This is a genomic window from Brachybacterium phenoliresistens (genome assembly GCF_000576425.1).
Taxonomy (GTDB): domain Bacteria; phylum Actinomycetota; class Actinomycetes; order Actinomycetales; family Dermabacteraceae; genus Brachybacterium; species Brachybacterium phenoliresistens.
Genome location: NZ_KK070000.1, coordinates 31,995 through 55,634, shown reverse-complemented (window position 1 = coordinate 55,634; position 23,640 = coordinate 31,995). Strand labels below are relative to the sequence as shown.

Genomic DNA, 23,640 nt, shown 5'->3' with positions numbered 1-23,640 from the left:
CTCGTCGGCCTCGGCACCGCCGCCTTCGCTGTCCTGGTCCTCGCCCGCCTGTTCGATCGCTGATCGGGAGGCCGCGCCTGTGCCCATCGTCCTGGACCCCTCCCTCCCGGAGCCGCTCTACCCCCTGGCCTGGCTGGTCGGCCGGTGGCAGGGCTTCGGCGCCATCCAGCTGAGCGAGGAGGACGGCACCCCCGGCTCCCGCCGCATCGAGCAGGAGCTTCGGGCCGAGCCGACCCCCGAGGGCACCCTCTCCTGGACCGCCCGCACGGAGATGGTCGACACCGCTGCCCCCCTGCCGCCGACGAGCGCCTTCTCCCGGGAGGACGCCCCGGCCCCCGCGGCGCCGACCGGCACCGGGCAGCGCACCCTGCTGGCGAAGGAGCGCGGGATCTGGCGCGTCCTGGATCCGCTGCCCGGGCAGGATCTCGAGGCCGCGCGCGCGGCCAAGCCCGGAGACCCGGCCGGGATCATCTCCTACGGCCTCGAGGCGAGCATCGAGCGCGAGGACGGCCACGAGGTCTGGATCGGCGAGCTGCGCGGCCCGCGCATCCAGCTGGCCCTGCGCACCTCCCCCGATGCCCGCGCGGCGGACGGCTCGATCGCGGCCACCCGCATGTTCGGCTACGTCGGCGGGCGCCTCATGTGGCTGTGGGAGCGGGCCACGGACCCGGCCGCCCCCACCGAGCTCGCGCCCTACCTCTCGGTGGAGCTCGATCGTGTCTGAGCGCGCCCCGCTGCTGCGCCACGGCGCGATCCTCGCCGACGGGGCCGATGCCGCCGTCCCCGCCCACTACGGCGAGCTGCTGCGCGAGCAGCGGCGCCTGCTGGGGGGCCGCGCCGTGGTGGACCTCGGCCAGCTCGAGCTGCTGGAGATCTCCGGGCCCGACGCCATGACCTGGCTGACCACCGTCACCTCGCAGGTCCTCACCGGCCGCGAGGTCGGCGAGAGCACCGCCCTCGCCGTGCTGTCCCCGCAGGGCCGCGTCGAGCACCTGGCATCGGCCGCGATCACCGGGCCGGACGCCGCGCTGCTGATCACCGACCCCGGGCATCGCGCCGGGCTGCGCCGCTACCTGGAGATGATGCGCTTCGCCGCCCGGGTGGAGATCACCGACCGGGACGACCTGCGGGTCCTCGGCGGGGTGCGCCGCGCCGACGAGATCCCGGCCCTGGTCGAGCTGGGCCTGCCCGAGGCCGCGGCCGTGTGGACGGACCCGTGGCCCGCCGTCGCCCCCGGCGGCGTCGCCTATGGCCCCGACCCGGAGGACCCGGCCGGCTGGGTGCTCACGGTCCTCCCGGCCGAGGCGCTCGCCGCTCTTCCCTGGCACCGGGACGTCCTGGCCGGGATGCATGCGGCCGAGGCGCTGCGCATCGCGGACCATCGGCCGCGCCATGCCACCGAGGTCGACGAGCGCAGCATCCCCCACGAGCTCGACCTGCTGCGCACCGCCGTGCACACCGCGAAGGGCTGCTACCGCGGCCAGGAGACGGTCGCGAAGGTCCTCAACCTGGGCCAGCCCCCGCGCCGCCTGGTCATGCTGCACCTGGACGGCTCGCAGGACGTCCCTGCCGCCGCCGGCGGCCCGGTGCATCTCGGCGGCCCCGAGGGCAAGCTCGTGGGCACCGTCACCAGCGCCGCCGTGCACGTGGACCTGGGCCCCATCGCCCTGGCCGTGGTGCGCCGCGCCGTGCCGGTGGACGCCCCGCTGAGCGTGGGCGTCACCGTCGGCGACGAGCACGGCCAGCAGCAGCTCTGGCTCGACGCCTCCCAGGAGCCGATCGTGCTCGAGCGCGAGCACGGCGCCCGCCCGCAGACGCCCCGCCTCTGACCGCCCCCTCGCGCCGCCGCCGCAGGTCCTCCGCATCTGCACAGGGCGTGCACGGGCCTCGCGCGTCCTCGCCACCCCGAGCGCGCCGGCGCCTGCCAGAATGGAGTCATGACGGCGAGCGCAGGACAGGGCAGGGCATGGAGCGAGCAGCGCGCGGAGGTGCTCGCCACCCAGGAGCGCGCCCTGGCCGCCGCCCGCCGCGAGGAGCATGAGAAGGCCACCGCCCTGATCCGCGAGGCCATCGGCCGCTTCCGGGCCGCCGGGATCGATCCGGTGCCTCTGCGGGCCCTGCCCTACAAGGGCGGCGGCAGCATCCGCACGCAGCTGCAGGGCTGGTACCTCAAGCACGACCGCTCCGTCGCGGTGGACACCGAGGCCCGCTACTACATCCTGCGCGTGGACGGCGGGCTCCGCTCCCGCCTGCGCGGCGCGACTCCGGATCCCGTGGACGCGCCGATGGTCGTGGGCCGCGGCGGCCGCGACGGCGAGTCCTTCGATCTTCCCGAGCTGCTGCAGATGCGGCTCGAGGACCCGGTGCGCCCGTGAGCACCGGCCCGATCCCCGCCGATCGCCCCTCGCTGCCCCGCCGGGCCGCCGATGCGCTGGCCGGGCGGGTGCGCGCCGGCGTGGGCCGCGGCCGCAAGGACTGGCTGATCATCCTGCGCGCCGCCTTCGCCGCCTCGATCGCCTACATGGTCGCCGGGCTGCTGTGGGGCCACCAGTTCCCGTTCTTCGCCTCCATCGCCGCGTTCGTGATCATCGGCTTCTCGGCCGATGCGAAGATCCGCAAGGTGATGGAGATGTCCTGCGGCGTGATGATGGGCGTGCTCCTGGGCGAGCTCGCCCACGTCACCATCGGCGCCGGCACCTGGCAGATCTTCGTGGTCATCTTCTGCGCCGGGATGCTGGCCCGACTGCTGGACTCCGGGGTCATGTTCGGCATCCAGACCTCGATCCAGTCGCTGCTGGTAATGATCATGCCCGCGACGCCGACGATGACCCCCGGCGGGCGGATCCTCGACGCGATCACGGGCGTGAGCATCGCGATCCTCGTGCATCTGCTGCTGTCGGGGGACCCGCGGCGTATCCAGCGCCGCGCCGCGGAGGTCTTCTTCCAGGAGCTCGACGACGCCCTGGTCGCCCTGGCCCTGGCCGCGCGCACCGGCAGCGCCGAGGTGGCCCGCGCGGCACTGGTCAGCGTGCGCAAGAACTCCCAGAAGCACACCGACGAGTGGCGCCTGGCCAACGACGCCGCCAACGAGATGGCGACCTTCTCCCCCACCGGTCTGCGCCATGCGGCCGATGTCCGACGCATGCAGCAGCTGCTGGTCGGCTCGGACCGCGCCATGCGCAACGTCCGCGTGATCGCCCGGCGGGAGGTCGAGTTCCTCTCGGTGGTCGACGGCGCCCCGCATGCCCGGCTGGCCGATGCCCTGCTCGCGGGGCGCGACGCCGTGACCGCGATCCGCGACGGGATCGAGTCGGACGTCGACTTCACCGCCGCCCGCCGCCGGCTGCGCCTGTTCACCTCGTACCTGACCCCCGAGACGCTGCTGCTCAGCGACGAGGGCGTGCGGCCGGGCCGCGCCGGGCACTTCGAGGGCGTGACCCTGGTGATCCAGCTGCGCTCGCTGGCGATCGACCTGCTCGAGGCGACGGGGCTGCCGCACAAGGACGCCAAGCAGTTCCTGCCCAGCCTGCTGGTGGCCGCCGACGGCGACACCGTCGGCCCCCGCCCGATGACCCGGGAGATGCAGGCGGTCGAGCCGCCGGCCACCACCGAGGCCCTCGAGCTGCTGATCGCCGACCGCTCCGACCCCGACCGCCGCCGCTGAGGGCCGCGCGGTCCTCGCGCAGACCCAGCAGGCCCGCGAGCCGCCCCGGCCGGCAGGTCCAGGAGGTGCCCCGGCGGGCCGGTGCGGGCGGTGCCCCGCCGGGCCGGTCCAGGAGCCGCCCGGACGCGAGGACTATCCTGAGTCGCATGATCTTCGCCGTGCAGCAGTGGATTTTCGCCGTGCTGGCCCTCGCCCTGTTCGTGGCGGAGCTGTGGGCCTTCGTCAACGCGGTGCGATACCGGCCCGATGCGTATCTCGCCGCGAGCAAGCGCACCAAGAACTTCTGGATGCTGCTGACCGGGCTGGCGGTGCTGCTGGGCTTCCTCTCCCTGCCCTGGCCCATCGGGGGCGGCGGCGGGACCATGCTGTTCATGATCGGCGGGATCGTCATCGCCGGGGTGTTCCTCGCCGACGTGCTGCCGGCCCTGCGCGCCGTGATGGGCCGCGCCCGCAACAACCGCTACTGACCCCGGCCCTCCCGCCGAGGCGCCGCCGGCGCCCCATCGGGACGCCGCCGGACGGCCGAAGGGCCCCGCCGGGATCGCGGACGATCCGGGCGGGGCCCTTCGGGGGTCGCGGCCGCGTCAGGACGGGCCGTGCCGGGAGAGCAGGTCTCAGGCCTTGGTGCCGGCCGAGCGCAGGTTCTCGCAGGCCTCGACGACGCGCTTCGCCATGCCGGCCTCGGCGAGCTTGCCCCAGGCGCGGGGGTCGTAGGCCTTCTTGTTGCCCACCTCGCCGTCGACCTTGAGGACGCCGTCGTAGTTGGTGAAGAAGTGGCCGGCCGCCGGACGCGAGAACGCGTACTGGGTGTCGGTGTCGATGTTCATCTTGATGACGCCGTTGTCGACGGCCTCGCGGATCTCCTCGAGGGTCGAGCCGGAGCCGCCGTGCATGACGAGGTCGAACGGCATGTCCTTGCCGTACTTCTCGCCGACGGTCTTCTGGATGTCGAGCAGGATCGACGGGGTGAGCTTCACGTTGCCCGGCTTGTAGACGCCGTGCACGTTGCCGAAGGTGAGAGCCGTGATGTAGCGGCCCTTCTCGCCCAGGCCGAGCTTCTCGGCGGTCTTCAGGCCGTCCTCGGGGGTCGAGAAGAGCTTGTCCTCGTCGACGTCCGCCTCGTAGCCGTCCTCCTCGCCGCCGACGACGCCGACCTCGATCTCGAGGATCTTCTTGGCGGCGACGGACTTCTCGAGCAGCTTCTCGGCGATCTCGAGGTTCTCGTCGACCGGAACGGCGGAGCCGTCCCACATGTGGGACTGGAACAGCGGGTCCAGGCCCTTCTTCACGCGGTTCTCGAGGTCCCACTCGATGAGGGGCTCGACCCAGCTGGCCAGGTTCTCCTTGGCGCAGTGGTCGGTGTGCAGCGCGATGGTGACGCCGTAGTCCTTGGCGACCTCGGTGACGAACTGCGCCAGGGCGATCGAACCGGAGACGCGGTTCTTCACGGTCGAGCCGGAGAGGTACTCGGCGCCGCCCACGGAGACCTGGATGATTCCGTCGGACTCCGCCTCGGCGAAGCCGCGCAGCGCCGCGATGGCGGTCTGCGACGACGACACGTTCACCGCGGGGTAGGCGAACTTGCCGGCCTTCGCGCGGTCGATCATCTCGCCGTACTGATCAGGGGTTGCGATGGGCATGGATGCTCCTTGCACGCAGGGTCACGGTCTGTGGGCGCTCGGGAGCTCCCACGCGAGCCCGATTCTCTCATGGTCCGGGCCGAGGGCAGCGAGGCGTCCCCGCCCTCGGGACGCCGCCCCGGCCCGGCCGCGCGATGCCTCCCTGACCTGCACGGATTCTGCCGGGGCCGGGGCTCTGCTCAGGGCCGCGGTCCGGACCCGTGGGCGAGGACCCAGGTGTGCATGGCGATCGCGGCCGCGGCCGCGACGTTCAGGGAGCGGGTCGAGCCGTACTGGGTGATGGCCAGGACGTCGCGGCAGGCGTCCAGCAGGGCCGGGCTGATGCCGGGGCCCTCCTGGCCGAACACGAGCACGGCCCGCTGCGGCAGCACCGCCGTCTCCAGGGGGACCGAGCCGGGCACGTTGTCGATGCCGATCAGCACCCGGTCCTCGGCTCGCGCCCAGGCGACGAGATCGGCGACGTCGGGGTGGTGCATCTCGTGCTGGTAGCGGTCGGTGACCATGGCTCCGCGCCGGTTCCAGCGGCGCCGCCCGACGATGTGGAAGGCCTCCACCGCGAAGGCGTTCGCGGTGCGGACGATGGAGCCGATGTTCGCGTCGTGCTCGAGGTTCTCGATGGCCACGTGCAGGCCGTGCCGGCTGCGGTCGAGGTCCGCGATGATCGCCTCGCGCCGCCAGTACCGGTAGCGGTCCACCACGTTGCGGTGATCGCCCGCCGCGAGCAGGGCGGGGTCCAGCCGCGGGTCCTCGGGCCAGGGCTCCGGGTGCGGGCCGACGCCGACGGGACGGCCGTGCCGCGCCTCGGGCCCGTCGGGCGCGCTCGCCGCCGCATCATCGTTCGCGGTCATGGTCCGTCATCGCCTCCAGCTCGTCGGCATCGGGGTCGGGCAGTCCGGCGGCGCGGCGGCGCCGCTCCCGGCGCAGCAGCTGCACGAACCACCACCCGACCAGCAGCGCCACGATCGCGTAGACGACCGTGGAGACCGCGTCGGTGTACGGCTCGATGACGTGCCAGTTGCTGCCCAGGGTGTACCCGAGGGTGAGGAACAGAGTGTTCCAGAGGGAGCTCCCGGCCGCGGTGAGCAGGGTGAAGCGGCCGATGGGCATCGCGTACAGGCCCGCGGGGATCGACACCAGCGAGCGCACGCCCGGCACCATGCGGCCGAAGAAGATCCCCTTGGTCCCGTGCCGGTCCATCCAGCCGACCGTCCGGTCGTAATCCTCGACGTGCACCAGCGGGAGGCGGACGACGAGGCGGCGCAGCCGCACCGGGCCGAGCGCGCGGCCCAGCCCGTACAGCAGCCATGCCCCGCTCACGGAGCCCAGCAGGGAGAAGGCCAGCATCCCGAGGAAGGAATGGTGCGGCCCGGCGGCCGCGACCCCGGCCAGCGGCAGGATCACCTCGGACGGGATCGGGGGGAAGACGTTCTCGAGGAAGATCAGCAGCGCCACCCCGAGCCCGCCGAAGCGCTCCATCGTGCTGACCGCCCAGTCGACGATGTTCATCGGCCCCTTCCCGCCGATCCTTCCGAGAACCCGCGTCGCAGCACATCGTAGGGCGGGCCCCTCCGAGGAGCCTCCAGGCACGCCCTGTGCCCCTGCCGGGGCGGCGCTACTGTGTGGCCATGACCTTCAACCCGAATGCGGAGATCCGCTCCGACAACGTCTCGAGCTCGGGCGGCGGGGGCGGGATGCTGGGCGGGGGCCGCGGCCCCCGCGGGAGGATCGCGCTGGGCGGCGGCGGAGGCTGCCTGCTGCTGATCATCGTGATCATCTACGCGCTCGCGGGCGGGAACCCGCTGGAGCTGCTGGGCGGCACCACCACGGGGCAGGAGCAGCCGGTGACGGGCGAGGCGCTCGCGGGCTGCGAGACCGGCGAGGACGCCAACCGGCGCGACGACTGCCTGGTCCAGGCGACCATCGAGTCCGCGGACTCGTTCTGGTCCCAGGCCGCGCCCGCGGCGGGGATCGACTTCTCGGAGCCGCGCGGCACGCTGTACCCCGGCCAGGTGCAGACGGGCTGCGGTCCCGCCACCAGCGCGGTGGGGCCCTTCTACTGCCCGGCCGATGCGACCATCTACATCGACGCCAGCTTCTTCGAGGAGCTGGAGTCCCGGTACGGGGCCTCGGGCGGCCAGCTGTCCAAGATGTACGTGGTCGCCCACGAGTACGGGCACCACATCCAGAACCTCGACGGCACCATGTCCCGCATCGACCGCAGCGGCACCGGCCCGCAGTCCGACGGGGTGCGCCTGGAGCTGCAGGCCGACTGCTACGCGGGCCTGTGGACGCGGCACGCCACCAGCACCGTGGACGAGAACGGCACCGCCATGCTCGCCCCGCTCACGCGCCAGGACATCGAGGACGCCCTGTCCGGGGCGAGCGCGGTGGGCGACGACCACATCCAGGGGGAGGTCGCCGGCGGCGAGGTCAACCCCGACTCCTGGACCCACGGCTCCTCCGAGCAGCGCCGCACCTGGTTCCTGCGGGGCTACGAGGAGGGCACCTACCAGGCCTGCGACACCTTCTCGGAGGCGGAGGTCTGAGGCCCCAGGGCTCCGCGCGCCCGAGGCGCCGCGCGGCGATCCCGGTCGACCCGCGGCGCGGCGCCTTCCCGGGCACGGTGCCCGGGCGCGCGGCTCAGAGGCCCAGCTCGTCCAGCTCGTAGGCGTACAGGTAGCGCAGCCCCGCGCTCTCGACGGCCTCGCGGGAGGCCTCGGAGCGGTGGACGATCACGGCGACCGCGTCGATCCGGGCGCCCGCCTCGCGCAGCGCCTCGACGGCGGTCAGCACGCTGCCGCCGGTGGTGGAGGTGTCCTCGACGGCGACCACGCGGCGGCCGGTGACGTCCGGGCCCTCGATGCGGCGCTGCAGTCCGTGCGCCTTCTGCTCCTTGCGCACGACGAAGGCGTCGATCCCCAGACCGGCGGCGGCGCTCGCATGCATCACGGCGGTGGCGACCGGGTCCGCGCCGAGGGTCAGGCCGCCGACGGCCTCGACCCCGGGGACCAGGCCCGCCTCGCGCAGCACGTCCAGCATGACCGTGCCCACCAGCGGCGAGGCCTCGTGGTGGAGGGTGATGCGGCGCAGGTCGACGTAGTAGTCGGCCTCCGCGCCGGAGGAGAGTGTGACCTTCCCGCGCACGACGGCGAGGTCACGGATGAGCTGGAGCAGGCGGTCGCGAGCGGCGGTGTCGGTCATGGCCCCAGGGTAGCGGCCATGCCCCGCCTCGGCCTCCTGCGCCCGCGGCCGCCGGCTCACTCCTCGCTCTGCTGCCAGGGGGCGTGCAGATCGCGCCGGGAGGCGCGGCGGCGGGCCCGGGAGACCTTCTTCTCGATCAGCCGCTGCTGCCAGCGCGGCGAGGCCAGGCGCCGCATCAGGCTGCGCGGCGCGATGCGGGAGAACTCCCCGGCGGTGCGGTACTTCACCGAGGGGATCGAGATGACCTGGCCCTTCGCCGTGTCCTTGAGCGCCTGCTCGACGACATAGGGCGCCTTCAGCCAGGTCACGCGCGGCAGCCCTTCGACGTTCATGCAGGCCCGTTCGTGGAACTCGGTCTGGACGAACCCGGGCAGCAGCGCGGTCGCGGTCACGCCCGTGCCCTTGAGCTCGGTCGCGAGGGACTCGGTGAACACGGTCACCCAGCTCTTCGAGGCGGCATAGGGGCCGGTGGCCGTGTAACCGGCGAGCGAGGACACGTTGAGGATCGCCCCGCGGCGTCGCTGGACCATGACCCGGGCCGCCGCATGGGAGAGCACCAGCACGGCGCGCATGAGCGTGTCCATCTGCCGCTCGTGGTCCTCGACCGGGACCTCGAGGAAGGTGCCGCGCAGCCCGTAGCCGGCGTTGTTCACCAGCAGGTCGATGGGGTCGACGGGATCGGTCAGGCGCCGGGCCACGGCGTCCAGGCGGCGCCGGTCGGAGAGATCGGCCGCGAGCACGTCGACCTCCACGGAGTGGACGTCGCGGATCTGCGCCGCGATCGCGTGCAGGCGGCCCTCGTTGCGCGCCACGAGGACGAGGTCGTGGCCGGTCCCGGCGAGCTGCCAGGCGAACTCCAGGCCCAGGCCTGCGGTGGAGCCGGTGACCAATGCGCGCGTCATAGGCCGATCGTACGGCGAGCCGGGCATCTGCGCAGGTGCCCTTCACGGACCCTTCACCCGGGGCCGGCGTCGGTGCGCGCCGTTAGGATCGGGAGCATGCGAATCGCCACGTGGAACATCAACTCCCTGCGCGCCCGGACCGAACGCGTCGTCGCGTTCCTGGATCGCCACCAGGTCGACGTCCTGGCCCTGCAGGAGATCAAGGCGAAGCCGGCGCAGCTGGTCCTGGATCCCCTCCTCGAGGCCGGGTACGAGGTCGCCGCCCATGGCCTGAACCAGTGGAACGGGGTCGCGCTCATCTCCCGGGTCGGGCTGGCCGACGTGCGCCGGGAGCTGCCGGCGGTGCCGACCTGGCCGGAGGAGCCCGGAGGCGTGGTCGAGGCCCGCGCGATCAGCGCGGTGGTGGGCGACGGCCTGCGGATCTGGTCGCTGTACGTGCCCAACGGCCGGGAGATCGATCACCCCCACTACGCCTACAAGCTGCGCTGGCTGGAGGCCCTGCGCGCGGAGGGCGCGCGGGAGCTCGCGCAGGACCCCGCCGCGCGGGCGGTCCTGTGCGGCGACTTCAACGTGGCCCCGCAGGACGAGGACGTCTGGTCGATGGAGTTCTTCGAGGGCCGGACCCACGTCACCGAGCCCGAGCGCGCGGCCTTCCGCGCCGTGGTCGAGGCCGGCTACGCCGATCTGGTGCGCCCGGAGCACCCCGGCCCCGGCGTCTACACCTACTGGGACTACCAGGCGCTGCGCTTCCCCAAGAAGGAGGGCATGCGCATCGACTTCCTGCTGGGCTCCCCGGCCGTGCAGGCCGCGACGACCGGGTCGTTCATCGACCGCGAGGAGCGCAAGGGCAAGGGCGCCTCCGACCACGCGCCGGTCGTCGTCGACGTCGACCTCTGAGGACCTTCCCGCGCACAGGTGCGGCCCGCTCTCCGCGACGTGCGGGGGCGGGCCGTCCGCGTCCGGCGCCACCTCGCCGGGCTCCGGCGCCGCGGTCCTCCCACGGCGCCGCCTCGACGCGGTCGGGACCCGGGATCAGGCGTGCACCTGTTCTGCTGTCGAGGAGCTGTCGGCTCCCCGCAGCGGGTCCGTGTCGTGGACCGTCCGCACGTGGGTTCCGAGCCCCTTCCGCGTCGATGTGAGGTACACCATACTCCCGGCGTCGGCCGTCGACAAGAGCCTCTGACCTGCACGGACGCCCCGTCGATCCGCAGCGGCCGGGGCGGCTGGGCCGCTGTTCCTCCCCAGCGCCGACTTCTCCCCAGAACGGCCGCGGCCGATGCGCCGGCACGCGTCCCGCGCCCACGATGTGGCGCATGGCAGCTCCTCCCGCAGACCTCCGCACCCCCGATGTCCGGCGCCCGCCCTCCCGCTTCCCCGCCGTGCGCGGCCCCGCCGTGCCGGCCCCGGCTCCGGCCCCCGCGGACGGCGCCGACCCGGTCCGCGCGCCCGCCGTCCCGTCGGCCGCGGGGGCGGCGAGGACGACGGGGGGCTCGAGGGCCGAGGCCGAGGCGACCGCCCCGCGCGACCGCGCCCGGTCCGCGCCGCGGGTGCTGTGGTGCGGGGACGACCAGGGGCTGCGCGGCCTCGTGGGCGATCACGTGGCCGCCGCCGGCGGCATCCTCGCACCGCAGACGGAGGCCGACGCTCCCCCGGCACCCGGCTCGGGCAGGGCGGACCTCGTCATCGGCACCGTCCCGGGGCTCGCCCGGCGCTCCCCTGCCGCGTCCCGGTCCCGCGAGAGCGCCCCGACGCTGATCGCGGTCACCGGCGAGGCCCCGCTGGACGACGAGGAGTGGCGCCTCTGCCTCCGTCTCGGCGTGGAGGCGGTGGTGCGGCTGCCGCAGGAGTCGGGACAGCTGCTGGACCTGCTGGGGCAGGCGCTGCGCCCGCGCGGCGGCGCGCTCGTGCTGGGCGTGGCCGGAGGCTGCGGCGGCGCCGGCGCCAGCTCCCTGGCGGCCCGCCTCGCCGGAGCCTGGGCGCGGCGCGGCACGCCGACCGTGCTGGTGGATGCCGATCCCCTGGGCGGCGGCCTGGATCTGCTGGTGGAGGCGCCGGCCTCGCGCGGCGGCGCCTGGGAGGACGTGGGCCGCCTGGACGCCCAGGACGGAGCCCAGCTGCGCGAGGGCCTGCCGGTGGTCGACGGCGTGCACCTGCTCACCGCCCGGGCCGGGGGCGCTCCGAGCCCGGAACGGACCGCGGCCGCGCTGGCCGCCCTGGCCCCGCTGGACGGCGTCGTGGTCGCCGATCTCGCCCCCGGCCACGTGCCGGCCGCCCTCGCGCACCTGGACCGCCTCGCGCTGGTCGTCCCTGCCGCGGAGCACGCGGTGCGGGCCGCCGCCCGGCGCCTGGCCGGCTGGGACGGCGCCCGCGGCCGCTGCGAGCTGGTGGTGCGCCGATCGCGCGGGCCGCTGCGCCCCGGGGACGTCTCCGCCGACCTCGGGCTGCCGCTGGCCGGGCATTTCGCCGACTCCTCCCCGCAGCTGGTCCCGCTGCTGGACGTGCGCCGCCGTGGCGCCGACAAGCTGTGCGCGCAGCTGGCGCGGCGCTGGCAGGAGACGTCGCGATGGACGAGCTGATCCGGCGGGTCCGCGACGATCTGGTGCGCTCGCCGGGGCCCGTGGACGTGCCGCGCGTGGCGCGGCTGCTGCGCGACGCCGGGCAGGTCGTCGGGGCCGCCGAGCTGCTGCGCACCACCGCGATGCTGCGCGACCACGTGCACGGCCTCGGCCCCCTGCAGGGTCTGCTCGGCCCCGGGGTCACGGACATCCTCGTCAACGGCGACGGCAGCGCCTGGGTCGACGCGGGCGAGGGCCTGCAGCGCAGCGAGATCGTGCTGAGCCCCGCGCAGGCCCGGGACGTGGCGGTGCGCCTGGCCACCCTCGGGGGCCGCCGCCTGGACGACGCGGTGCCGTTCGTGGACGCGCACCTTCCCGGCGGCGCGCGCCTGCACGCTGTGCTGCCGCCGCTGTCGACCGCCGGGACGCTCATCTCGCTGCGCCTCCCCGCGGCCCGCGCCTTCGACCTCGAGGGCCTCGAGCGCGCCGGGGCCTTCGATGCCCTGGGCCGGGAGGTCCTCGAGGCCGTGGTCGCGGCCAAGGTGGCGTTCGTCGTCTCGGGCGGCACGGGCAGCGGCAAGAGCACCGTCCTGGCGGCGATGCTCGCCCGCGTGCCCGCCCAGGAGCGGATCGTCATCGTCGAGGACGCGCAGGAGCTCGAGGTCGATCACCCGCATGCCGTGTCGCTGCAGTCCCGCCATCCCAACAGCGAGGGCGCGGGCGGGGTGGACCTGTCGGTGCTGGTGCGCCAGTGCCTGCGCATGCGCCCGGATCGGATCGTCCTGGGCGAGTGCCGCGGCGCCGAGGTGCGGGACCTGCTGCAGGCCCTGAACACGGGGCACGAGGGCGGCTGCGGGACGCTGCATGCGAACACCGCGGCGGACGTCCCTGCCCGGCTGGAGTCCCTCGGCGCCCTCGGCGGCCTGGACCCGCGGGCGCTCGCCGCGCAGGCCGCGAGCGCCCTGGACGTGGTCATCCACCTGGGGCGGCACGACGGGAGGCGTCGCCTCGAGCACATCGCCCTGCTGCATCGGGCCCGCGGCGGCGAGCTCACCACCACGCCGGCCCTGGACCTCGCCGGGGAGGCGCCGGCCGCCGGACCGGGCTGGGAGGAGCTGTCCGCCCGCCTGGCCCTGCCCGAGACGCTCACGACGGCGCGCAGCGCGGGACGGAGGGCCGCCCCGTGATCCCCGCTCTCGTGCTCGCCGCCCTCCTGGTGCTCCTGCTGTGGGTGTGCGCCGCCGCCCCCGCTCCGGTCGTGGCGCCGACGGCGGGGACCGCGCCGCCGCCGGGCCGGCGGGGCAGGTCCCGGCCGGATGCGCTGGACGTGGCCCGCATGGTCGAGCGCCTGGCGACGGTGCTCGGCAGCGGCGTCAGCATGTCCGAGGCCTGGTCGAGCGTCGCGCGGTCCCTCCCGCCCGGTGAGCTCGCGGAGTTCTCCCGCCGCCTCGCAGCGGGCTCCACCCCGCGCGCCGCAGCCGGTCCGGCGCTGCGCGGGCTCGGGGAGGTGGCCTCCCTGCAGGCGGCGCTCGACGTCTGCGCCCGCACCGGCGCGCCCGCCTCCGGGGTGCTGCTCTCCCTCGCCCAGGCGCTGCGCGACCTCCACGATGCCCAGCTGGCCCGGGGCTCCGCCTTCGCCGGGCCGCGCAGCACCGCCCGGATCCTGCTGGTGCTGCCGCTGGCGGGGATCGCCCTGGGCACGCTGATCGGGGTGGATCCCGTCGGCGTGCTGCTGGGGACCCCCTCCGGGAGGGCGCTGCTGGTGATCGGTTGCGCCCTGACGGCCGCGGGCTGGTGGTGGATGCACCGCCTGCTGCGGTCCGCCTCGGGACGTCCGCGGGTCGAGGTCGACCCCTCGGTCGTGCTCGAGCTGATCGCCGGGCCGCTGGTCGCCGGGGTCCCGCTGGCCGGTGCGGTCCGTGCCGTCGGCGAGGCGATCCACCCGACGGCCGCGGGCGCGCGCCTGTGCGCCTTCGCCGCGGCGCTGACCGCCGGGGTCGGCCCCGAGGCCGCCACCCGGGAGCTCGGGCCGAGCCTGGCGCCGCTGCGGGAGGCGGCGCTGCTGTCCCATGGATCCGGCGCGGACCTCGCACAGATCCTGCGCTCGAGCGCCGCCGACTCCCGCCGGATGCTCGCCCGCGGCGCCGAGGCCGCGGCCGCGCGGCTCGCCGTGCGCCTGGTGCTGCCCACCGGGCTCACCCTGCTGCCCGCCTTCGTGGTGCTCGGCATCATCCCCACGCTCAGCTCCCTGCTCGGCGGGGCCTTCGAGGGCGGGACGCTGCTCTCCGCCGGGCCCTGACCCGCACCCGAGACTCCCGGAGAGCTCTCCGGGCCGGGCGGCCGCTCCGGTCGCCCACCCCGCGGCGCTCGCGCCGCCCGACGAAAGGAACACCATGTCCATCACCCTCACCACCGTGCCGGAGCTCTCCTCCCCCGCGGACGAGCTCTCGCACTCCCTCGCCCCGGTCCCCGGCGAGAGCCCCGCAGCCCGCGGCTCCGAGGTTCCCGCGGGCCACGACGTCGACGGCCCCGCGGCCCGAGGCCCCGAGGCGACCACCGCCCAGGACGAGATCGAGGAGCCGTGGCTCCTGGACGCCCTGGCCGATGAGACCGGCGCCTCGACCGCGGAGTACGCCATCACCGTCCTGGCCGCCTGCGGCTTCGCCGCGGTGCTGGTCGTGCTGCTGAAGTCGGGAGAGGTCCGCGGCATGCTGATGAGCATCATCACCACCGCGCTCTCCCTGGGGCAGTGACCGGAACACCCCGGTCCGGCCGGCCCCGGTCCTCCTCGCTGCGGGAGGACCGGGGCTCCGCCACCGCCGAGACCGCGATCGTGCTCCCCGTGATCGTGGCGCTCGTCCTGGTCATCGCCGTGGCCGGGGTCGGACTGTCGCTGCAGGTGCGGCTCGAGGCAGCGGCACGGGCCGGGGCCCGCGAGCTGGCCCGCGGCGAGAGCCCCGGATCGGCCCGGGAGGCGGCGCAGCGGGTCGGCGGCGCGGACACGCAGGTGTCCATCGGCGGGGACGGGACGTGGGTGCGCGTCGAGACCAGCCGGACCCTGCACGGCCCAGCCGGCCTCCTGTCCGGGGCGCGCTGGACCCTGCGCGCCGATGCGGAGGCGCGCCGTGAGCCGCATCTGCTGGACGGCGCCGCGTTCGCGGTCGCCGGGTTCCCGGCGCGGCGACGGAGGGGACCGTGAGCGCGGAACGGCGCGGCGCCCGGGCCGCGATCGTCTCGGATCGCGGGTCGGCGCCCGCGGCCGTGATCGCCTGGGTCGGGATGGCCGTGACGATGCTCGGGGCGCTGTCGCTGCTGGGCCTGGGGGCGGCCGCGCAGGCGAGGGCGGACACCGCCGCGGACCTCGCCGCCCTGGCCGGGGCCGATGCGCTGGCCGCAGGATCGGGGGATCCGTGCCCGATCGCCGGCGAGGTCGCCCGGCGCAACGGCGCGCAGCTCGCGTCCTGCACCGTCGCCGGGAGGGACGTGATCATCGCGGTCGCGGTCGATGCCGGCGCCCTGCCGGCGGTCTCCGGCCGGGCCCGGGCCGGCCCCGCCCCGTCGTCGGGCCTGCCCCGATGAGCTGCGCAGCCGCCCGGGGGCGGCGGGCCGCGGTCAGTCCGTCCCGGCGGGCCGCAGCAGGTCCAGCAGCAGCGCGGCCCCCGCCTTGCTCAGGGGCTCGTTGCCGTTGCCGCACTTGGGCGAGACGACGCAGGCCGGGCAGCCGGATGCGCAGGGGCACTCCGCGATCATGTCGGCGGTGGCGCGCACCCAGGCCGCAGCGTCCTCGAAGCCGCGCTGGGCGAAGCCCGCCCCGCCCGGGGCGCCGTCGTAGACGAAGATCGTCGGCTCCCCGGTGTCCTCGTGCAGGGCCGTGGACACCCCGCCGATGTCCCATCGGTCGCAGGTCGCCAGCAGCGGGAGCATCGAGATCGCAGCGTGCTCGGCGGCGTGCAGCGCGCCGGGCAGCATCTCGCCGGAGAGCTCGTGGGCATCGGTCAGCGTCTGCGGCACCACCCACCACACGGCGCGGGTGGTCAGGGTCCGCGGCGGCAGGTCCAGGGGGTGCTGGGCGAGCACCGCCTGGGTGAACACGTCCCGCACCTGGTACCCGGTGACGTGGTCGGTGACGTCGACCGTGCCGAAGCACAGCGAGATGCCGCCGGCCCAGGGGATCTGCTGCTCGACCTGCCGCACCCGGATGCTGGAGGTCGACTGCGGGTGCGTGGAGTGGAGGGGGTCCTCGCGGTGGACGAAGGCGACGGCCTTCTCCACGTCGAGGTGGTCGACCACGAAGGTCCGCCCCTGGTGGAGGTAGACGGCGCCGTCGTGGACCTGGGTGTGCGCGCTCGCGGCATCGACCGTCCCCAGCAGCACCCCGCTGCCGGCGTCGACGATCCGGACCGGCTCGCCTCCGCTGCCGCGCAGGTCGGTGAGGTCGTGGGCGCTCTCGGTGAGGGTCCAGTACCAGCCTGCGGTCCGGTGCCGCAGCACGCCGCGCTGGGAGAGGGTCAGCAGCAGGTCCCGCGCCGTGGGCCCGAAGATGCCCTCGGTGCCGTCCCGGATGGGCAGCTCGGAGGCCGCGGCGCACAGGTGCGGGGTCATCACGTACGGGTTGGCGGGGTCGAACACGGCGGCCTCCACCTCCGTGCCGAACAGCGCCTCGGGATGGTGCACGACGTAGGTGTCCAGCGGGTCCTCCCGGGCGATCAGCACCGCCAGGGCGCCGCCGTCACCGTCCTGGCGCCGTCCGGCGCGCCCGGCTTGCTGCCACACCGAGGCCCGGGTCCCCGGCCAGCCGGCGATCATCACGGCGTCCAGTCCCGCCACGTCGATGCCCAGCTCGAGGGCGTTGGTGGAGGCCAGCGCCCGCAGCGCGCCCGAGCGCAGGGACTCCTCCAGGGCGCGCCGCTCGGAGGCGAGGTACCCGCCGCGGTAGGCGGCGATCCGTCCGGCCCGGTCGGCGAGCTCGGCCGAGGAGCGCTGCTGGGCCTGCTCGCCGAGCATCCGGCGCGCCCCGTCGGCGACGAGCTCCGCGCCGCGCCGGGACCGGGCGAACACGAGGGTCTGCACATCCCGCGCGACCAGGTCCGCCAGCAGCGACGCCGCCTCCGTGGTCGCCGAGCGGCGCAGCATCTCCTCCCGGTCGGCGTCCGCCTCCTCCCCATCCTGTGGATCGGGCTCCGCAGAGCCGGTCGCCGCGCCCGGGGATGCGGAGGCCCCGGCCGCGCCGGAGGGCTCGCCGGCCGGGTCGGTGCCCCGGCGGGCGCCGGGGGTGCGGGTGCCGGGCTCCCACAGCGCGAACGTGAGGCCCGCCCGGGGAGAGCCGTCCTCGGTGACGGCCTCGACGTCCGCGCCGATCAGCCGGGAGGCCGACAGCTCGGGGTTCGCGGTGGTCGCCGAGGCGAGGATGAAGGTCGGGTCCGCGCGGTAGTGCGCCGCGATGCGGCGCAGGCGGCGCATCACCATCGCCACGTGCGAGCCGAACACGCCGCGGTAGCTGTGGCACTCGTCGATCACCACGTAGCGCAGGGCGCGGAAGAAGTGCGCCCACTGCTCGTGGCCGGGGAGGATCCCGAAGTGGAGCATGTCGGGGTTGGTCAGCACGAAGGAGCCGTGGCGGCGGATCCATCGGCGCATCTCGGTGGGCGTGTCCCCGTCGAAGACCGCCACCCGGGCGTCGCGGATGCCCGCGCCGTCGGCCAGGGCGACGATGTTGGTCATCTGGTCCGCCGCGAGCGCCTTGGTCGGCGAGAGGTAGAGCACGCTCGCCCGGCGCTGCTCCGGATCGAGCTCGCGGGCGCCGATGGCGGTGAGCGCGGGCAGCAGGTACGCCAGCGACTTCCCCGAGGCGGTGGCGGTGGACAGCACCACGTGCCGGCCCTCGTGCGCGAGCCGCGCCGCCTGCTCCTGGTGGATCCACGGGGCATGGATGCCCTGGTCCGCGAGATGCTCGAGCAGCCGGGGGTCGGTCCAGTCGGGGAACCGGCCGGTGCGTCCCTCCCGCCGCGGAAGGTCCTCGACGTGGGTGATGCAGGAGCGGCGGGTCAGCGGCTCGGACAGATCGCGCAGCAGATCATGGGCCCTGCCTCGGCGCACCGTGTTCCTCGCTTCCCCGACGGATCCGCGCAGTCCCCTCACAGGGCCTCCCCGGGCGCCCCTCGGGCGCTGGGGCACAATCGTAGCCATGCCCACACCGCCGCCTGCGGCCCCGCCCCGCCCGCTCCCCCACCTGCTGCCCGCGCTGCGCTCCGACCTCCGCGCGGCCGACTACTCGGTGGCCCGTGCCGAGGAGGTCCTCGGGCCTGTCGCGGTGGGCGCCCTGCGCCGGGAGGACCCGGCGCCGGCGCGCCGCGTGCTCGCGGCGCGCACCGATGCGTTCTCGGTGCTCTATGCGCTGTTCACCCTCGGTGCCCGGCCTCCGCGGCCCGCGCTCGAGCAGGCGCTGCCCGCCCTCACGGTCGACGGGGCGATCGCCCTGGGCCTGGTGCGCGAGGAGGCGGACGGGACCGTCGCCGCGCAGGTGGACCTCTCCCCGTACGCCGCCTCCGACGACCTCGGCGAGATCCGCTGGTGGATCGCCTCGGACCTGTCCGAGCTCGCGACCGGTGCCCCGCTGCACCCCGACCATGTCCTCGGCGTCGGCGGCGCGTCCCTGACCCTGGCCCGGATCACCCCGCGACGCCGGGTCGACAGCGTGCTGGACCTGGGCTGCGGCGGAGGGATCCAGGCGATGCACGCCTCCCGGCACGCCCGCCGGGTGGTGGCCACCGACCTGTCCGCGCGCGCCCTCGCCTTCGCAGGATTCACCGCCGCGCTGAACGGGATCGAGATCGAGCTGCGCGAGGGCTCCCTGCTCGACCCCGTGGCCGGGGAGACCTTCGACCTCGTCGTCTCCAACCCGCCGTTCGTCATCACCCCGCGCGGCGAGGAGTCGGCGTACACCTACCGCGACGGGGGCCGTGCCGGGGACACGCTGCTCGCCGCCCTCCTGGAGGAGCTGCCCGCGCACCTGGCTCCCGGCGGCACCGCCGTCATGCTCGGCAACTGGGAGATCTCGACCGGCGCCGCCTGGGACGAGCACCCCCGCGCCTGGTTCGCCCCGGCGATCGCCGACGGCGTCCACGCCTGGGTCGTCCAGCGCGATCGCGAGGATCCCGCGGCCTACGCGGCCACCTGGGCCCGCGACGGCGGCGTGACCACCCGCGATGCCCGGTGGGAGCCGCTGATCGGTGCATGGCTGGACGACTTCGAGGCCCGGGACGTGGAGGGCATCGGCTTCGGCTACCTGCTGCTGCGCCGCCCGGCCCGGCCGACGACCGCCCGGCTGGTCGCCGAGGAGGTGCACGGCACCGGCAGCGGGACCCTCGGCGCGCACATGGGCGAGAGCCTGGACGCCCTGGAGCATCTGGCGGACCTCGGCGACGAGGAGCTCCTGGCCTCCCGTCCGGTGCGCGCCGAGGACGTCGTCGAGCGCCGCCACCTCACCCCCGGGGCCTGGGACCCGATGCTCATCGAGCTGGTCCAGGGCGGCGGGCTCGCCCGGGCGGTGCCCCTGTCGCAGACGCTCGCCGCGACGGTCGGCGCCTGCGACGGCACCCTCACCCTGGGCCAGATCATCTCCGCCGTGTGCGCGCTGACCGATGCCGACGAGGCGCAGGTGCGCGCGGAGGAGACCGGCCGGCTGCGCGAGCTGGTCCGCACCGGGATGCTGCAGCTGTGAGCGCCGTCCCGCCCTCGCCGGCCACGCCCGAGCTGCCGCCCTCGCCCTCCCCCGCCCCGGCCGACGCCCCGGCACCGGTCCCAGCCCCAGCCCCAGCCCCAGCCCCGGCCCCGGCCGACGCTCCCCCGCAGCCCGGACCGCCGTCGCCCGCCGCGCGCACCGGACGCGCCGGGCACGTCGTGCGGGCGGTGAGCGCGCTGCTGGCCGCCGTCGTCTGCGGGCTCGGGACCTGGCAGCTGGTCCGCTTCGCCGTCGGCACCGCGCGCGGGCAGCGCCTGGACCAGCTGATCCTCAGCGCCGCGCAGGCCGACGGCTCCTTCGTCGCGCAGCTCGTGTTCCCGGCGATCTCCACCGTGACCGTCCCGGTGATCATCGCGATCCTGCTGGCCGCGGGGGTGCTGTGCATCGCCCGGCGGCGGGTGGGGCTGCTCGCGCAGATCGCCGCGATGGTGATCGGCGCGAACCTCACCACCCAGGTCGTCAAGCATCTGCTGGTGCCCCGCGACGTCCTCGCCGAGGGCATCGAGGTCACCCCCAACTCCTTCCCCTCGGGGCACACCACCCTCGCCATGGCGGCGGCGGTCGCGATCGTGCTCGCCGTACCGGACCGGCTGCGGTCCCTGGCGGCCGTGCTCGCGGCGGGCTGGGCCGTCGGCGCCGGCGTGGGGACGATGGCCGAGGGCTGGCATCGGCCCAGCGACGTGGCCGGGGCCGTGCTCGTGGTGGGGGCATGGACCTTCCTCATGCTGGCGCTCGACGCCGCGGCCGCGGCGGCCGGCGGCCCCGCGGCCCCCGCGCGTCCGAGGGCGCGGGAGGGCGCCCCGGCCCGCCGCTCCGGAGCGGCCGGAGCCGTGCTGCTGATCGCCGTGGCGATCGTCGCCGTCGCCGGTGCGCTGCTGGCCGGCGCCGCGATCCCCACCCCGCTGCAGCTGGAGGACATCGCCCACCAGCGGACGGCCTATGCCGCCTCGATCCTCGCGATCCTCGCGGGCACCAGCGCTTTGGTCGGAACGGTGCTGGTGCTTCGGGTAGACCACACTTCTCGGTGAGGCCCGGCCCGGACCGTGTACCGTGATGGATCGCCGGGGCGATGGGCCCCGATCTTCCGGGGGATCCGCCGTGCGGCGCGAAGAACACCCCCGGTCCTGCCCTGGAAGGAAGTGTGATCGTGACTGGCGCACGGCATCTGGTGATCGTCGAGTCCCCCGCGAAGGCGAAGACCATCGGGCGGTATCTCGGGGATGACTTCGTCGTGGAGGCATCCGTCGGCCACATCCGGGACATCCCCGTCCCCCGGGACCTCCCGGCGGAGATGAAGAAGGGCCCCTTCGGCAAGTTCGGCGTCAACGTCGAGGAGGGGTTCGAGCCGTACTACGTCGTGGACCCCGACAAGAAGAAGAAGGTCGCCGAGCTCAAGAAGCTCCTCAAGGACGCCGACGCCCTCTACCTCGCCACCGATGAGGACCGCGAGGGCGAGGCCATCGCCTGGCATCTGCTGGAGACCCTCAAGCCGAAGAAGTCCCTGCCGGTGCACCGGATGGTCTTCCACGAGATCACCAAGGACGCGATCCAGCAGGCGCTGACGAACACGCGCGAGCTGGACACGAACCTCGTCGACGCGCAGGAGACCCGCCGCATCCTGGACCGCCTGGTGGGCTTCGAGCTCTCGCCGGTGCTGTGGCGCAAGATCCGTCCGAGCCTGTCCGCGGGCCGCGTGCAGTCCGTCGCCACCCGCCTGGTCGTCCAGCGCGAGCGCGAGCGCATGGCCTTCGTCGCCGCCGGCTACTGGGACGTGACCGGCACCTTCGCGACCGAGGAGGCCGAGGGCTCCGCCTTCACCGCCAAGATCACCACGGCCGACGGCGCACGGGTGGCCAGCGGATCGGACTTCGAGGACGACGGCACGCTGAAGACCCGCGCCAAGAACGCCGTCGTGCTCACCGAGGAGAGCACCCGCGAGCTCGTCGCGGCGCTCGAGGACTCCCCCGCGACCGTCACCTCGCTCGAGTCCAAGCCGTACACCCGCCGTCCGGCCCCGCCGTTCACGACCTCCTCGCTGCAGCAGGAGGCCTCGCGCAAGCTGCGCCTGGGCGCCCGTCAGGCGATGCGCGTGGCGCAGGGCCTGTACGAGAACGGCTACATCACCTATATGCGAACGGACTCGGTCGCCCTCTCGGGCGAGGCGATCCGGGCCTCCCGCGCCCAGGCCTCCGAGCTGTACGGGTCGCAGTTCGTGCCCGACAAGCCCCGCTACTACCAGAACAAGTCCCAGGGAGCGCAGGAGGCGCACGAGGCGATCCGCCCCGCGGGCGACACCTTCCGCACCCCGGCGGAGGTCGCCGGGCGCCTGACCGGCGACGAGTTCCGTCTGTACGAGCTGATCTGGAAGCGCACCGTCGCCTCGCAGATGGCCGATGCCAAGGGCACCACCTCCACCGTCGAGCTGGAGGTCCAGGGCTCCGGGCGCTCGGCGACGTTCCGCGCCGCCGGCACCGTGATCACCTTCCGCGGCTTCCTCGCCGCGTACGAGGAGGGCCGCGACGCCAGCCGCTACGACGACGAGGGCGGCGACAAGCGCCTGCCGCAGATGGAGGAGGGCCAGCAGCTCGACGTGCGCGAGCTCGTGCCCGACGGCCACACGACCACCCCGCCGCCCCGCTACACGGAGGCCTCGCTGGTGCGTGCCCTCGAGGAGCGCGGCATCGGCCGCCCCTCGACCTACGCCTCGACCGTCACCACGATCCAGGACCGCGGCTACGTGCTGCGCCGCGGCAGCGCGCTGGTGCCCAGCTGGACGGCGTTCGCCGTCGTCCGCCTGCTCGAGGACCACTTCGGCACGTTCATCGACTACGACTTCACCGCGCAGATGGAGCAGCAGCTCGACCTGATGGCGCGCGGCGAGCTCGATCGCGGCGACTACCTGCGCGACTTCTACACCTCGGACGGATCGAGCGGGCCCATCGGCCTGCGCCCGATGGTCGAGAACCAGGGCGACATCGACGCCCGGGAGATCAACAGCATCCCCATCGGCGAGGGCATCACCCTGCGCGTGGGCCGCTACGGCGCCTACGTGGAGCGTGCGGCCCGCGGCGAGGACGGCGAGATCATCGAGGGCGCGGATCCGCAGCGCGCCTCGGTCGGCGATGACATCGCCCCCGACGAGCTCACCGTGGAGAAGGCCCGCGAGCTGCTCGAGCGGCAGAAGGACGACGGCCGCGTGCTGGGCACCGATCCGGAGTCGGGCCACGAGATCATCGTCAAGGACGGCCGCTTCGGGCCGTACGTCACCGAGGTGCTGCCGGAGGATCCCGAGGACAAGACCCCGAAGTCGAAGCGGCCCAAGCCCCGCACCGCCAGCCTGCTGCAGTCGATGGACCTGGCGACCGTCGGGCTCGAGGACGCGCTGAAGCTGCTGAGCCTGCCGCGCGTGGTCGGCACCACCGAGGACGGCACCGAGATCACCGCCCAGAACGGCCGCTACGGGCCGTATCTGAAGAAGGGCACCGACTCCCGCTCGCTGGAGTCGGAGGAGCAGCTGTTCACCATCACCCTCGAGCAGGCCGAGGCGATCTACGCCCAGCCCAAGACCCGGGGGCGCGCGGCCGCGAAGCCGCCGCTGAAGGAGCTCGGCACCGACCCGACGAGCGAGAAGCCGATCGTCGTCAAGGACGGCCGCTTCGGTCCCTACATCACCGACGGCACCACCAACGTGACGCTGCGCAAGGACGACGCCCTCGAGTCGCTGACCCACGAGGTCGCCGTCGAGCGCCTCGCCGAGAAGCGCGCCAAGGGCCCGGCGAAGAAGAGCACCACGCGCCGCACCACGACCCCGCGGAAGAAGTCCTCCACCGCGAAGAAGTGATCCCGTCCCTCGCCCGAGGGATGCAGGGCCCGGTCTCCTCGGGGAGGCCGGGCCCTCGCGCGTCCCCGGCAAGGCGCCGGGAGCCTCGCAGCGCTT

The 23,640-nt window shown here is 74.7% G+C and carries 22 protein-coding genes; 16 read left to right on the top strand and 6 right to left on the bottom strand.

What is annotated here, in order from left to right; genetic code table 11:
• Positions 1-79: 79 nt before the first annotated feature.
• The 5 genes from BF93_RS14660 (at position 80) to BF93_RS14640 (ending at position 4,131) form a co-directional block, all read left to right on the top strand.
• Complete coding sequence (locus tag BF93_RS14660) at positions 80-724, top strand: heme-binding beta-barrel domain-containing protein (protein ID WP_038373657.1); 645 nt, start codon at positions 80-82, stop codon at positions 722-724.
• Positions 717-1,829 carry a CAF17-like 4Fe-4S cluster assembly/insertion protein YgfZ gene (gene ygfZ / locus BF93_RS14655; RefSeq protein ID WP_038373656.1) on the top strand — a complete coding sequence of 371 codons (1,113 nt, stop codon included), beginning with the start codon at positions 717-719 and terminating at the stop codon, positions 1,827-1,829. Before BF93_RS14660 ends, ygfZ begins: the two co-directional genes overlap by 8 nt.
• A gap of 108 nt (positions 1,830-1,937) precedes the next feature.
• On the top strand, positions 1,938-2,375 hold the full coding sequence (locus BF93_RS14650) for a hypothetical protein (protein WP_038373654.1): 438 nt from the start codon (positions 1,938-1,940) through the stop codon (positions 2,373-2,375).
• Entirely contained in the window at positions 2,372-3,664 is a 1,293-nt protein-coding gene (locus tag BF93_RS14645) for an FUSC family protein (protein WP_038373653.1), read from the top strand. The genes BF93_RS14650 and BF93_RS14645 overlap by 4 nt, the downstream gene beginning before the upstream one ends.
• 146 nt (positions 3,665-3,810) lie before the next feature.
• Entirely contained in the window at positions 3,811-4,131 is a 321-nt protein-coding gene (locus BF93_RS14640) for a DUF2516 family protein (protein WP_038373652.1), read from the top strand.
• 147 nt (positions 4,132-4,278) lie between these two features.
• Here BF93_RS14640 and fbaA read toward each other — a convergent pair whose 3' ends face one another.
• From fbaA to BF93_RS14625, 3 genes are all read right to left on the bottom strand, one after another.
• Complete coding sequence (gene fbaA, locus BF93_RS14635) at positions 4,279-5,304, bottom strand: class II fructose-bisphosphate aldolase (protein WP_038373651.1); 1,026 nt, start codon at positions 5,302-5,304, stop codon at positions 4,279-4,281.
• A gap of 179 nt (positions 5,305-5,483) precedes the next feature.
• Positions 5,484-6,152, bottom strand: coding sequence for a TrmH family RNA methyltransferase (locus BF93_RS14630; RefSeq protein ID WP_038373649.1), 669 nt, complete (start codon positions 6,150-6,152; stop codon positions 5,484-5,486).
• The gene (locus tag BF93_RS14625; RefSeq protein ID WP_038373647.1) at positions 6,136-6,810 is read right to left on the bottom strand and encodes a DedA family protein; all 675 of its coding nucleotides are present in this window, start codon (positions 6,808-6,810) and stop codon (positions 6,136-6,138) included. Before BF93_RS14625 ends, BF93_RS14630 begins: the two co-directional genes overlap by 17 nt.
• Positions 6,811-6,929: 119 nt before the next feature.
• Between BF93_RS14625 and ypfJ the strand changes: the two genes are divergently transcribed.
• Positions 6,930-7,850: a KPN_02809 family neutral zinc metallopeptidase gene (gene ypfJ, locus BF93_RS14620; protein ID WP_038373646.1), complete on the top strand. Its 921-nt coding sequence runs from the start codon at positions 6,930-6,932 to the stop codon at positions 7,848-7,850.
• 94 nt (positions 7,851-7,944) lie between these two features.
• Here ypfJ and pyrE read toward each other — a convergent pair whose 3' ends face one another.
• Positions 7,945-8,505: an orotate phosphoribosyltransferase gene (gene pyrE / locus BF93_RS14615; RefSeq protein WP_038373645.1), complete on the bottom strand. Its 561-nt coding sequence runs from the start codon at positions 8,503-8,505 to the stop codon at positions 7,945-7,947.
• Between the two features lie 56 nt (positions 8,506-8,561).
• Positions 8,562-9,407 (bottom strand): SDR family NAD(P)-dependent oxidoreductase, encoded by an 846-nt coding sequence (locus BF93_RS14610; protein ID WP_038373643.1) that lies wholly within the window; start codon positions 9,405-9,407, stop codon positions 8,562-8,564.
• Between the two features lie 96 nt (positions 9,408-9,503).
• Here BF93_RS14610 and BF93_RS14605 point away from each other — a divergent pair, with 96 nt between their 5' ends.
• From BF93_RS14605 to BF93_RS14575, 7 genes are all read left to right on the top strand, one after another.
• Positions 9,504-10,304, top strand: a complete 801-nt coding sequence (locus BF93_RS14605; protein WP_038373642.1) for an exodeoxyribonuclease III — start codon at positions 9,504-9,506, stop codon at positions 10,302-10,304.
• Between the two features lie 416 nt (positions 10,305-10,720).
• On the top strand, positions 10,721-11,983 hold the full coding sequence (locus BF93_RS19105; protein ID WP_051487006.1) for a CpaE-like family protein: 1,263 nt from the start codon (positions 10,721-10,723) through the stop codon (positions 11,981-11,983).
• Positions 11,971-13,149: a TadA family conjugal transfer-associated ATPase gene (locus tag BF93_RS14595; protein ID WP_038373641.1), complete on the top strand. Its 1,179-nt coding sequence runs from the start codon at positions 11,971-11,973 to the stop codon at positions 13,147-13,149. Before BF93_RS19105 ends, BF93_RS14595 begins: the two co-directional genes overlap by 13 nt.
• Positions 13,146-14,261: a type II secretion system F family protein gene (locus BF93_RS14590; RefSeq protein WP_051487005.1), complete on the top strand. Its 1,116-nt coding sequence runs from the start codon at positions 13,146-13,148 to the stop codon at positions 14,259-14,261. The genes BF93_RS14595 and BF93_RS14590 overlap by 4 nt, the downstream gene beginning before the upstream one ends.
• A 94-nt stretch (positions 14,262-14,355) precedes the next feature.
• Entirely contained in the window at positions 14,356-14,715 is a 360-nt protein-coding gene (locus tag BF93_RS20110) for a DUF4244 domain-containing protein (RefSeq protein WP_232226450.1), read from the top strand.
• Entirely contained in the window at positions 14,712-15,161 is a 450-nt protein-coding gene (locus tag BF93_RS14580) for a TadE family type IV pilus minor pilin (protein WP_051487004.1), read from the top strand. The genes BF93_RS20110 and BF93_RS14580 overlap by 4 nt, the downstream gene beginning before the upstream one ends.
• Complete coding sequence (locus BF93_RS14575) at positions 15,158-15,541, top strand: Rv3654c family TadE-like protein (protein WP_038373639.1); 384 nt, start codon at positions 15,158-15,160, stop codon at positions 15,539-15,541. Before BF93_RS14580 ends, BF93_RS14575 begins: the two co-directional genes overlap by 4 nt.
• A gap of 33 nt (positions 15,542-15,574) precedes the next feature.
• Here the strand turns inward: BF93_RS14575 and BF93_RS14570 are convergent, their stop codons facing one another.
• On the bottom strand, positions 15,575-18,058 hold the full coding sequence (locus tag BF93_RS14570; RefSeq protein ID WP_038373638.1) for a DEAD/DEAH box helicase: 2,484 nt from the start codon (positions 18,056-18,058) through the stop codon (positions 15,575-15,577).
• An 88-nt stretch (positions 18,059-18,146) separates the two neighbouring features.
• Here BF93_RS14570 and BF93_RS14565 point away from each other — a divergent pair, with 88 nt between their 5' ends.
• The 3 genes from BF93_RS14565 (at position 18,147) to topA (ending at position 23,544) form a co-directional block, all read left to right on the top strand.
• Positions 18,147-19,682: a DUF7059 domain-containing protein gene (locus tag BF93_RS14565; RefSeq protein ID WP_038373637.1), complete on the top strand. Its 1,536-nt coding sequence runs from the start codon at positions 18,147-18,149 to the stop codon at positions 19,680-19,682.
• A 188-nt stretch (positions 19,683-19,870) separates the two neighbouring features.
• On the top strand, positions 19,871-20,731 hold the full coding sequence (locus tag BF93_RS14560) for a phosphatase PAP2 family protein (RefSeq protein WP_232226449.1): 861 nt from the start codon (positions 19,871-19,873) through the stop codon (positions 20,729-20,731).
• Positions 20,732-20,850: 119 nt separating this feature from the next.
• The gene (gene topA, locus BF93_RS14555; RefSeq protein WP_038373706.1) at positions 20,851-23,544 is read left to right on the top strand and encodes a type I DNA topoisomerase; all 2,694 of its coding nucleotides are present in this window, start codon (positions 20,851-20,853) and stop codon (positions 23,542-23,544) included.
• The last annotated feature ends 96 nt before the right edge of the window (positions 23,545-23,640 follow it).